Raw genomic sequence first — 12007 nt, forward strand, 5'->3', positions numbered from 1 at the left:
AAATATTGGCAGCATATTTTTTTTATAATTTATATTTAAATAGTAAAATTAAGTGGTTAGTATGAAAAAAGAGGGGATGGGTAGAACACAAAAAAAGCTCGAAGATATCTCCGAGCTTTTTTCGTGCTTTTATTAACGAGTTATAATGTACGTTTTAATTCTTTCATTTCGTAACATTCGATGATGTCACCTACTTCAAGGTCATTGAAGTTTTTGATAGAAAGACCACATTCATATCCAAATTTCACTTCTGCCACATCGTCTTTGAAACGTTTTAAAGCAGAAATTTCACCTTCATGAACCACGACGAAGTCACGGATAACACGAATCTTATGCGAACGTTTCACTGTACCATCTAATACATAAGAACCTGCAACAGTACCTACTTTAGAGATTTTGAATACGTCACGTACTTCAATGTTAGCAGTCACTACTTCTTCAAATGTTGGTGCTAATAAACCTTCCATCGCATCTCTTACATCATCAATTGCTTGGTAGATGATAGAGTATGTACGAATTTCGATTTGTTCATTTTCTGCCAAACGACGAGCGTTTACACTTGGACGAACTTGGAACGCTACGATTACGGCATCTGAAGCAGAAGCCAACAATACGTCTGATTCTGAAACCTGACCAACTCCTTTGTGAATGATACGAACTTGTACTTCTTCGGTTGATAGTTTCAATAATGAATCTGACAATGCTTCTACTGAACCATCCACGTCACCTTTCACAATTACGTTCAATTCTTTGAATGTACCGATTGCTTTACGACGACCGATTTCTTCTAAGGTAATATGTTTACGAGTACGTAATGATTGTTCACGAATAATTTGCTCACGTTTGTTAGCAATTTCACGAGCATCACGTTCATTTTCCATCACGCTTAGTTTATCACCCGCAGCAGGAGCACCACTTAAACCAAGTACTTGTACTGGAATAGATGGACCAGCTTCTTTTAGTTTTACACCACGGTAATCAAACATGGCTTTAACACGACCATAATGAGCACCCGCAAGCATCATATCTCCAACTTTCAAGGTTCCAGACTGAACCATGATATTAGCAACATAACCACGTCCTTTATCTAATGAAGCTTCAATAACAGCACCTACAGCACGTTTATTAGGATTGGCTTTCAATTCTAACAATTCGGCTTCTAATAATACTTTCTCTAATAATTCATTGATACCCATCCCTGATTTTGAAGAAATTTCCTGAGTTTGGTATTTACCACCCCATTCTTCTACAAGCATGTTTTTGATAGACAATTGCTCACGAATTTTTTCTGTGTTTGCACCAGGTTTATCAACTTTCGAGAATGCAAAAACGATAGGTACGCCAGCAACCATTGCGTGGTTGATAGCTTCTTCCGTTTGTGGCATCACAGCGTCGTCTGCTGCAATTACGATAATGGCAACGTCTGTCAATTTAGCACCACGAGCACGCATAGCGGTAAAGGCTTCGTGACCTGGCGTATCTAAGAATGTAACTCTACGACCGTCATCATGTTTTACAGAGTATGCACCGATGTGCTGAGTAATACCTCCGGCTTCACCTGCGGCAACTTTAGCACGACGAATATAGTCAAGTAATGATGTCTTACCGTGGTCAACGTGACCCATGATTGTTACGATAGGTGCTCTTGGTAATAAATCTTCAGGAGCATCTTCCTCTTCTGCAATAGCAGATTCGATTTCTTCTTCGGCTGAAACAAACTGAACTTCAAAGCCGAATTCTTCCGTAATTAATGCGATAACATCTGCTTCCAGACGTTGGTTGATTGAAACGAACATTCCTAAACTCATACAAGTAGAAATAATTTCGTTTACAGATACATCCATTAAAGAAGCCAATTCGCTCGCTGAGATAAACTCAGTTACTTTCAAGATTTTTGCTTCTTCGTCTTCTGCTAATTGACGTTGTTCGTTTCTTTCTGCACGGAACTTACGTTTAACACGACGTTCTTTTGCACCAAAGTTCGACTTGTTGGTTTGTCCTTGCAGACGAGCCATCGTAGCCTTGATTTGGTCTTGAATTTGTTTTTCAGAAACTTCACCTTTAGGTTGTGGTTTTACGCCACCGCCAGCATTATTGTTGTTATTATTTCCTGCTGGTTTTTTCTTAAAGTTGTTGTTGTGCTGATTGTTATTGTTATTACCCTGATTGTTGTTATTATTCTGGGTATTATTGTTGTTCTGATTATTGTTGTTGCCCGATGCTCCACCATTATTAGCAGGTTTTTTAGCATTAGGGTCGTTCGTAGTAGGTGTAGTATTAGGTACACCATCTTTTTTAGGACGAGGAGCGCCTCTTTCGTTACGGATTTCAGCTTCTGTAACTTTAGCACCACCAGGTTTATCAATACGCTTACGCTTCTTTTTATTGTTATTATTGTTGTTGTTATTTCTAGAACCACCACGAGAAGGCTCGACAGGTAAAGAAATTTTCCCTAAAACTGTTAATCCTTTTAGTTGCTCTCCTTTAGCTTCGATTAATTCCACATTTGAAGTATCTTCAGGAATTTCATCGTTACGTCCTAATTTTTGCGCTGGAGCAGGATTAGGGCGTTGTTGTTGCGGCTGAGGAGCTGGATTAGGCGTTGGTAAGTTGCCACCCTGTTGTACTGGACGAGCCTGATTGTGGTTTCCACCACCGCCTTGCTGTTTGTTGTGCTGAGGGTTTTGATGGGAATTCCCGCCACCTTGTTGCTTATTATGCTGAGGGTTTTGATTCGGATTCCCGCCACCTTGCGGTTTATTTGGCTGATTTGGGTTGTTATTATTCCCACCGCCTTGTGGCTTGTTGTGTTGATTTTGGTTATTATTATTATTCACCCCACCTTGTGGTCTATTGTGTTGGTTCTGATTATTAGGCTGTATTGCTGCTTCAGCAATTTTTGGTTCTGCTATTGGTGTTGCGACTGCTTCTATCACTACTGGTTTTTCTAATACTACCACAGGTTCAGGCTTTGGTGCTTCCTTAACCGTTTCAACTTTTGGAATCTCTACTACTTTAACCTCTTGGGTTACCACAGGAATAATCACTGGCTTTACCTCTTCAACTTTAGGTTGTTCAACTTTCACTTGAATTTCAGGTTGTGGCTCAGGTTTAACAGTTTCAACCTTCACTACTGGCTCTTCTACTGTAGGCGCTGGTTTGGGTTCAACTATTGCAGGCTTTTGAGGAACAGGATTGCCTTTAGCATCCAATTCTATTTTGCCAAGTACTTTAAATTGTACTTCGGCTCTTCCCAAAATAACATCTGATTCTTTCTCAGCTTTTGCTGGCTCGGTTACTTTTGTTTGTTCTGATGCTTCTGTATTCTCTTTTCCTCGGAAGTAAAGAGGCATATCATCATCCTGTTTTTTTACAGGAACAAACTCTTCCTCTGTAGGTTTTGATGAAACCACAGGACTTGCTGCACCAACATCCTTTAATAAGGATTCGGCTCCATATTCTTTTGCTACGAGCTTTAACTGCTCAAAATTTAGTTTGGCGTTGGGGTTGTTCTCAACCTTATGACCTTTGACAGAGAGATATTGAACAATGGTTGAGGTTCCCACGTTAATCTGCTTTGCCACAAGGCTCAAACGCATCATTTTATCTTCTGCCATAATTTCTGTTGATACTTTTCTATAGTAATTTGTAATTTTAAGTAATGAATGATAGAATAGCTTTGATGAGTAAATGAGATATAAACAATGACTATTCTATCATTCTATCACTTACTCATTCTAAATTACTCAAACTCCGAACGTAGAATTGATAATACCTCGTTTACGGTTTCTTCCTCAAGTTCTGTACGACGAATTAATTCATCACTATTCAATTTGAGTACTTGTTTTGCCGTATCAAGACCGATTTTGTGTAATTCTGCAATTACCCAATCTTCGATTTCGTCTGTAAATTCAGTTAAGTCAACATCTTCTTCGTCAACTTCACTTTCTTTAATATCGCGATACACATCTAATTCGTAGCCTACTAACTTGCCTGCTAACTTAATGTTTTGTCCTCCTTTACCAATGGCCAAAGAAACTTGGTCTGGTTGTAAATACACCGCAATTCTCTTTCTTTCTTTATCAATTTTCATTGAACTCACTTTGGCAGGGCTTAACGCACGACCAACTAGTAATTCAAGGTTTTCAGTATAATTGATAACATCAATGTTTTCATTCTGTAATTCACGCACAATTCCATGAATACGAGAACCCTTCATCCCCACACACGCACCTACAGGATCAATACGATCATCATACGATTCTACCGCTACTTTTGCACGCTCACCTGGTTCACGCACAATTTTACGAATCATGATTTGTCCATCATAAATCTCAGGAATTTCCTGTTCAAACAAACGTTCCAAGAAAACAGGAGAAGTACGAGAAAGAATAATCTTTGGCGTACCGTTGTTCATATCTACTTTATGAATAACTGCTTTTACTGCTTCACCTTTTTTGAAACGGTCTTTTTGAATCATCTCTGATTTTGGTAAAGTCAACTCGTTGCCTTCGCTATCAGTAATGATAAATTCCTTTCCAATAATTTGGTAAACATCTCCCGAAACCATTTCACCCACCAAGTCTTTGTATTTTTCAAAGAGGCCTTCTTTTTCTAAATCCTTAACTTTTTGAATCAATGTCTGACGAGCCGTTTGAACAATTCTTCGACCGAAATCTTCTAGTTTGATTAATTCCGCTACTTCTTCGCCAATTTCAAAATCAGGTTCAATCAATTTTGCTTCTGCCAAAGGAATTTTGTCATAATCCCAAATATCTTCTGAATTGTCATCAACAATTTCACGTGTACGCCACATTTCTAAGTCGCCACTTTCAGGGTTGATAATTACATCAAAATTTTCATCCGTACCGTATCTTTTACGAATCATCGTGCGGAATACGTCTTCCAGCACTTTAATCATCGTCGGACGGTCGATATTTTTTTCTTTTGCAAAATCCGCAAACGATGAAATTAACTCTGCACTGTTCATCTTTTCATAATTTTATTAATGTGAAAAGAAGCCAACAAGTAGAATGTATGAGGAATAGATTTGCTCTAATTTCAATGATTCAACAATTCGGCAACTCGACCACTATTTAAACGATATTTGTACTTTTGCTTGTTGTATACTCGAAAAAGGAATCGCGACTGCCTCTATTGGCTCTACTTTCTTACTTTTTGTTTTCTTTGGTTCTTCTTTAAATATAATGCCTTCGTCGCTTACATCTTCTAAAGCCCCTGTTTTTTCAACGCTATCTTTTAAAACTAATTTCAAATTACGACCAATGTTTTTTACAAACTGACGCTTAAAACTAAGCGGGTGATCGATACCAGGCGAAGATACTTCAAGATTATAGGCACCAGCTATCAATTCGTTGGTTTCAATAAAATGAGCTAATCTTCTACTTACAGAAGCACATTCTTCTATTTTGATACCTTCGTCGGTATCTAATAAAATAGTGATATTCTGTCTTGTCTTACTTTCACTTACTTGAACATCTACAATAAACAATCGTCCTTCTTCAAGGTATGGTTCAATCAGTTCGGTTATTTTTTCTTTTGTCATTTCTTTTTCTCACGATAAAACAACCGTGCTACAATCTAGTAAACAAAAAAGAGGGACTATCGACCCCTCTTCCTTTAAATTCTCTGCAAAAGTAATAAAAAATGTGTTAGAAAGCAAGCTTCCTTGTTGGTTTACAATGTTTTTACCTCACTAAAAGTAAAATTCCACTCTTAACTAGCCTTTTTGGACGAGGGTCAATGATATATGGATAAGATCCTATAGGAAGAACTTCGCCATTTACCTTACCATCAAAAGGTTCTTTATAGCCTTCAGAATGAAAAATGATGTTACCCCACCTATCAAACACACTAACTTTTACATGAGGAAAGGCTTCAACTCCAAATATTTTCCAAGTATCATTATCTCCGTCACCATTTGGAGAAAAAGCATCTGGAACTATAATTTCACAATTGCTAACGACAAAATTATGTCCTGTTGAATCTTTACAATATTTATTGTTCGTAGCTACTAAGCTAATGGTGTAAGCTCCTTTTTCTAAGGTAAAATCATCTGGAAAAGCCCCTTGAAATGATTTTCCATTGCTCACTATCCAATTATACTCATCGGCATTAGTAGATGAATTTAACATATTGATAGGTTCAGCAATACACAAAATAGAGTCAGCAGAAAATACTGCCTTAGGGTTAGCCATGCTGTTGATAATAACGTTCTTTGTAATATCTCTAGTACATGTTTTTCTGTTTCCCACTAATGTCATTTTAACAACTATACTCCCTCCATTACTATTAAATTTGTGTATGGGAGCATAGTTGAGAGAATCTATTGGCGAGCCGTCTCCAAAGTTCCATCGTACTCCGCTTACGGTACTTGGATCTGTCAGATTTTTTATTTGTACTTCCTGTCCTTGACATACCAGTGGAGGCACAGAGAAATCTCCTTCAGGAAGCTTATTTGTCTTAATTGTCAAAGTAGTAGTATTAGCACTACATGCAGTACGAGCAGTAAGCTTGACAACAAAGGAAGTATTGGCCCTATTGAAAATATGTTCGGGGTTTTCTAAAATTGAAATTTGCCCATCGCCAAAATCCCAAACCCAACCTTCTGGTTTAGGAACAGAGGCATCTTTAAAGTGAATTACTTCACCCGGGCAGGCTTCCGCAGAACTTACATTAATAAGTGCTTTGATATTTGTAGGATATACTTGAATCTTGGTAATATACGTGTCTGTACCACATTCATTATTAACCAATAATGAGACTGAATAGGTTCTTATGGTTGAATCATTATTAATAAAAACATGAGATATCGTATCTGCTTTTGAAATTACGTCAGCACTTCCATCTCCAAAGTTCCATACACCATTTTTTTCACTACCAGAAGAACGATTAGAAAACTTTATTCGTGCAGGGTTACACCTAACAATGGTAGAGTCGACACCTATTTCAGATTTCACTATCGGTTTCACAATGATTTCGATAGAAGCAGATTGTTTGCCACAACTATTTTCAAGACTAAGTGTTGTTTTGTAAGTCAGATTGTTTTTACTAGTATTATTAAAAACATGAGGAGCAATTTTATAGCCTTTTTCGTTGGGACTACCATCTCCAAAATTCCAACTATAGGTTAAGTCGCTACGTTCTGCCTGCCTGACTGTAAAAGAAACAGGTAATGGAGCACATCCTGTTGTCTGATTTGCTGATATACTAATAGCCGATGGGGGTGATGTAACGGTGACTACCTTACTGATACTATCCATACAACTTCCTGATGCCGCAATTAGTTTTATAGAAGTACTGCCAGAAGGTATATCTAATGAAGGACTGGCTTGGGTAGCTACCTGTGTAGTGCCAACAAACCATCTGTAGGTTGTTGCGCCAGTAGAATTGTTTATAGGTTGAACTTTGTTGCCTGCACAGCCATCTTTAATACTGAAATCAGCTTTAGGACGACCAATTCTTATTTGGGCAGAAGCACTTGCTTTACAGCCCACATTGCTGGTTACGTCATAGTTTATTTTAATAGTGCTTAAAGAAATTCCGGTTAAAGTAATAGAATCACCAATGATACAAGTTGAACAATCAGGACTGGTCCAATTTCCTCCTGAAGGACTACTTTTTAATTTTACACCTGAAACACCCTGACATACATCAACATCATTTATCGTAATATTAACGCCAGCTACATTTATTCTAACACTATCTGCTACTCTACATTTGCCTGTTCCTTTTACATATTTAATAAGATAGGCTCCTGTTGTTTTGGGGTTGAAAAATGTATTCGTTCCTTGAGTTTGTATATTAGGGTTATTATCCCAAGCCCCTCCTTGGATATCCACTTTTAATGGTAAAAGACTAGAACCGACACAAACCGTTGTATCGCGGGGTAGTGATAGTATCTTAATAGGTTTTGCTTGTGCTACAAAGAATGTATCCGAAACTTGTTGGTTTCCACAAGCATTTGATAGTCTCGCCACAACGATGTAAGGCGATGTGGATTCAGATAATAACTTTTCTTCTGTTAATCCCAATGGACTTCCATTTAGCGTATAGCTTGCATCAGCTATAGGGTTGACCAGTTTATATCGGATAGGTTCGCAGACGTCTGGCTGAGCTGTAATTTTTAGGGTTGGTACATCAATTACTTTATGAGGACAGTAGGCAATGCTTGGACTAGAACAAGGGTTATCGGCAGTTAACTTGATATTATAAGACCCTGTTTTTTTGAATTTTATTTTAGGAGTAGGAGAGTTCCGATTTGTCTTTTCGACATACTCCCAATCTACGCCTTCAACACCCGGAATATCCCATCGTAAGGTGGTAGCGTTTGTAGAAACAGTACCATCTAGCCGAAGGATACCACCATTACCCAGACAGATAACCGTGTCTCTTCCTGCAACAACATAGCCAGAATCAGAAATAGCAGCAACTGCTTTGTTTATTACTTGGATATTTTGAACAAAAGGCTGGCTAGTTCCACATGAATTTGTTGTTTTGAGCGTAACATTATAATACCCAGCAGCTGTATAAGTATGTGTACTTGAACTTCCTTTAGGTGAACCATCACCATAATCCCACTCATATTTTGTGATAGCTGGACACGAGCTATTTACAAAGTTGGTCGATTGTCCAATACAAATAGTAGAGACACTAAATCTGGCTTTAGGAAGATTTTTGAAGGTGATGGGCGTGATGTTTCTATCAGGGTCTGGATTACAGGAAATCTGGTTAATGGCAGCTATTTCTAAGCTATAATCAACATCAGTAAGACATTTTGTAATAAAATCCTTAAAATTATAAGTATGTGAATGAGTGATTTTTTGTTGGGTGGATGATGTGGGAACAGGGGTATTAAAAGTTTGCGATGAACCATCTCCCCACTTTATTGTATAGCTTGTAATAGGGCAGTGGTTTGGTGGCACCACAACCTCCGCAACGAATGGGAAAAGAGTATCTTCTTTGATACAAATATTTTGCCCCACTGTTGACGTTATCGTGACGTTTGTCACTGTTTGACTAAAACTGTTAATCAATGGGAAGAAAAATAATAAAAGAATGAAGGTGAGTTGTTTATGTTTTTTCATAGTAAAACTTAACCTGTAACTATTAATTAAATAGAAAGAACGTAATTAATGGAGTAAAGGGATAAATTACTCTATTCCATCTCCAAGATAGTAATTTATATAATCTTATATACTTTTTAGGAGTTGTATTTCTACAGGGATATACATCAATAATTGAAACGCATTTCATCTTTATAGGTCTACTATTATAAATTACATTATTGGCATAATTATTTAACCATTATAGGGAAAAAGGTTTGCTCAAACACCTTGAGAATTACACTTGTTAATTACTTGGGCATAGGTGTGTAATACATTAGAGTTTTCTTGAGGAGGAGTATCACCTCCATCATATACACACTTTCTAAATAAGTCCTAATTTTATTAAAATCAGTGTAACTAAACCAATTTTTAGCATAATTTAAATTGCTGTATGTCGCTATACCCAATTGTACATCTGATATTATTTTTCATTATTTTTTATCATTAGTACACTTTGTTACACTTAGAATACGCATAATTGGAATGGATAAAATAGCACATTAATAATTATAAACTTTTAAACTATAAGGGAAAATAATTAAATGACTTCAGACCTTTAGTTAATAATTATCTATAATTTGGTGCAGAACTATTTTGATACTAATAACATTCTTAATAGGCGTTATTCCTCCTAGTGATACAACTATATTATGTAACATATTCTAAAGCAATATTATATTTTCGTTTCTTATACCGCTACATCATTTAAAAATACATCCCATGCAAAGTTTTTGCTTACTTCTTTTACCTTGATTATCACATTCAGTTTTTTCTACTCGTTCTTCATATTGATAATATTATATATCCATTGTGAAGTCCATTGAATTCTTGCTCAAATAAAAAACAATTGCTATTGTATCTTTAGTGTTGACTTTCTCGGCACTATAGTGTCTGTATTATCTTTAATATTTATTTTAAGAAAACCTTAGTGTGTTAATATCAAATCAGTAGGTATATGCTCACTTTTTAGCAAAATATTGCAATGTCAAATAAATAAAAAGGAGCCATTTATTCATGTTTTAGGGATATTAATTGTGTTGTTAATGTGGCTTTTCAGGAACGATAACAACTATACGCAATAAAGTATATACTCTTTCCTATAAGTTAATTAGGAAAGAATATAATAGCTAATAAACGGTCTATTCTCTAAAAAGTACTAGAGATTGCCTGAAACGTTAATGCCTAATAATTAATTGTCACAATTCTATTCACTTAAAAGAATATTTGTTAAACACGGATTTCAATGATAAAATCAAAAAAATGAACCCATCATTGAAATTCGTGGTGGAAATATAAAAAAGTTTGTTTATAACTTGAATGATACCCCTAAGCTAAACGTTCCAGATGATGAATTATAGCCAGTAGCATTAAAGAGACCGAAGCGAGTCTCAATGTGTGCTCCTACTTTTTCTGTAAACAAATATGAAGCACCTAATTGTAAAGTACTGAAAATTTCAGCACCTGTCTCGAAATACTTTCCAATGCTGATTCCAGAATATGCACCAACATTCTCAGGTAGGTTAAGAGCTTGTCCAAAATAGTATTCACCTCTAGCAAATAAAGCTGTAGAACTTCCTCTAGTATAAGAAGAATAGTCTAATTGTGGTCCAATCGCTATATTATCAGCTATCCCAAATCTAGAATTTACACTTAACGTAGTAAAAAAGTCACCAGGTTGAATACCAGCATCAACAAGCGTAATTCCTTTAGTTACAAATTGTGCACTAGCATTTTTTACAGTAAATGCTAGCATTAAAATTACAGCAAAATTAATAATTGTTTTTTTCATGATTTTGTATATTGTTAAGTTGTTATTGGTTTCAATCCTTAATAGAAGTACTATAATTATCTATCAAGCCTAACTTTAGCTTTCCAGATGTTATAGTTCTTTTCTGCGTTTGAACTAAAAAATAACGTATTGTCATTTCCCCAAGCAGGGTCACTTTCATCTGTTTCTCCTTGAGTTATTTGGATAAGGTCAGTACCATCAGCTTTCATAATGAAAATGTGCTTATTTGATTTCTTAGGATTTTCACGGTTGCTGGAAAAAGCTATGTATTTACCATCTCTTGAGAAAGCACCATCTTGATTGTTATATTCACCCGTGGTTAATTGTGTCTTCTCGCCTGTTTTGATGTCGAAAGTAAACACCTGTACAAACTTACCTACCATTAGGTTGTAGATTATTTTGTTATTCTCAATTGGGTTTAAGCTTATGTGGCTACCCTCGGTTAGTACAGAATAATTACCACCTTTCATATCCATAGTGCAAATCATACGACTATTGCTCATGAGGGTAGTAAATAGAATTTTGCTATTATCTTTTGTTACAACGGGTTCAGCATCATCTTCGCCCATTGCACCTGCAGAAATATAGTTAAGCCCTACGCCATTTATGTCTGAGCGAACAATTACAGGTCTTTCAGGTTTGATATAACTAAAAATAATTCCTGAATTATTAGGTAACCAAGTAGGGTAAGCTGCGTTATTTGCCAATGGATTTGTGATAGGTTTACCGATTTCCTTTTTAACAATTCGAAACTTTTTATTAGTTACTTGTTGTTGTTTCCCATTTGTTAAATTCAAAGAATAGCTAATTTCAAGGGCATTGTACAGTAAATATTTACCATCTGGGCTAACTCTTGCAAAGAATTCTTGGGTTGGATCAGACGTTTCGCGAGTAAGGTTTTCTGCATTACCAGTAATACCTGGAACAGATGGGATTTTTTGCGCTACTAGCTTGGTCGATAAAGCAAACAACAGCACTATTGCTATATACTTTGGAATAATGTTTAATAATTTCATTTTTTGTAATTTTTTATGTGATGGATTTCGTCGCATTAATGCTAAATAGAGCATTAAAGACAGTTGCATTGATA

6 protein-coding genes are annotated in these 12007 nt (G+C 36.2%); all 6 read right to left on the reverse strand.

Translation table 11 applies throughout. The annotated features are described in order from the left end of the window. Positions 1 to 140 precede the first annotated feature (140 nt). A complete protein-coding gene (infB, locus tag AC07XN_RS00630; protein WP_494741664.1) occupies positions 141 to 3617 on the reverse strand; it encodes a translation initiation factor IF-2 in 3477 nt (1158 codons plus the stop codon). Positions 3618 to 3742: 125 nt separating this feature from the next. Further along, a complete protein-coding gene (gene nusA / locus AC07XN_RS00635; RefSeq protein ID WP_309922443.1) occupies positions 3743 to 4990 on the reverse strand; it encodes a transcription termination factor NusA in 1248 nt (415 codons plus the stop codon). Between the two features lie 102 nt (positions 4991 to 5092). After that, positions 5093 to 5566: a ribosome maturation factor RimP gene (rimP, locus tag AC07XN_RS00640; protein WP_309922440.1), complete on the reverse strand. Its 474-nt coding sequence runs from the start codon at positions 5564 to 5566 to the stop codon at positions 5093 to 5095. A gap of 142 nt (positions 5567 to 5708) precedes the next feature. Beyond that, positions 5709 to 9107, reverse strand: a complete 3399-nt coding sequence (locus AC07XN_RS00645; protein WP_494741665.1) for a PKD domain-containing protein — start codon at positions 9105 to 9107, stop codon at positions 5709 to 5711. A gap of 1327 nt (positions 9108 to 10434) precedes the next feature. Further along, the gene (locus AC07XN_RS00650; RefSeq protein WP_494741666.1) at positions 10435 to 10917 is read right to left on the reverse strand and encodes a hypothetical protein; all 483 of its coding nucleotides are present in this window, start codon (positions 10915 to 10917) and stop codon (positions 10435 to 10437) included. Between the two features lie 56 nt (positions 10918 to 10973). Then, positions 10974 to 11933, reverse strand: a complete 960-nt coding sequence (locus tag AC07XN_RS00655; protein ID WP_494741667.1) for a TolB family protein — start codon at positions 11931 to 11933, stop codon at positions 10974 to 10976. Between the last annotated feature and the right edge of the window lie 74 nt (positions 11934 to 12007).

The sequence above is a fragment of the Arcicella sp. GW458-12-2-14-TSB2 genome, from assembly GCF_059423785.1.

What these genes read in the sequence shown, in the direction of transcription:
- infB (WP_494741664.1), bottom strand. Translation starts at nt 3,617, where the DNA reads ATGGCAGAAGATAAAATGATGCGTTTGAGCCTTGTGGCAAAGCAGATT.
- nusA (WP_309922443.1), bottom strand. Translation starts at nt 4,990, where the DNA reads ATGAACAGTGCAGAGTTAATTTCATCGTTTGCGGATTTTGCAAAAGAA.
- rimP (WP_309922440.1), bottom strand. Translation starts at nt 5,566, where the DNA reads ATGACAAAAGAAAAAATAACCGAACTGATTGAACCATACCTTGAAGAA.
- AC07XN_RS00645 (WP_494741665.1), bottom strand. Translation starts at nt 9,107, where the DNA reads ATGAAAAAACATAAACAACTCACCTTCATTCTTTTATTATTTTTCTTC.
- AC07XN_RS00650 (WP_494741666.1), bottom strand. Translation starts at nt 10,917, where the DNA reads ATGAAAAAAACAATTATTAATTTTGCTGTAATTTTAATGCTAGCATTT.
- AC07XN_RS00655 (WP_494741667.1), bottom strand. Translation starts at nt 11,933, where the DNA reads ATGAAATTATTAAACATTATTCCAAAGTATATAGCAATAGTGCTGTTG.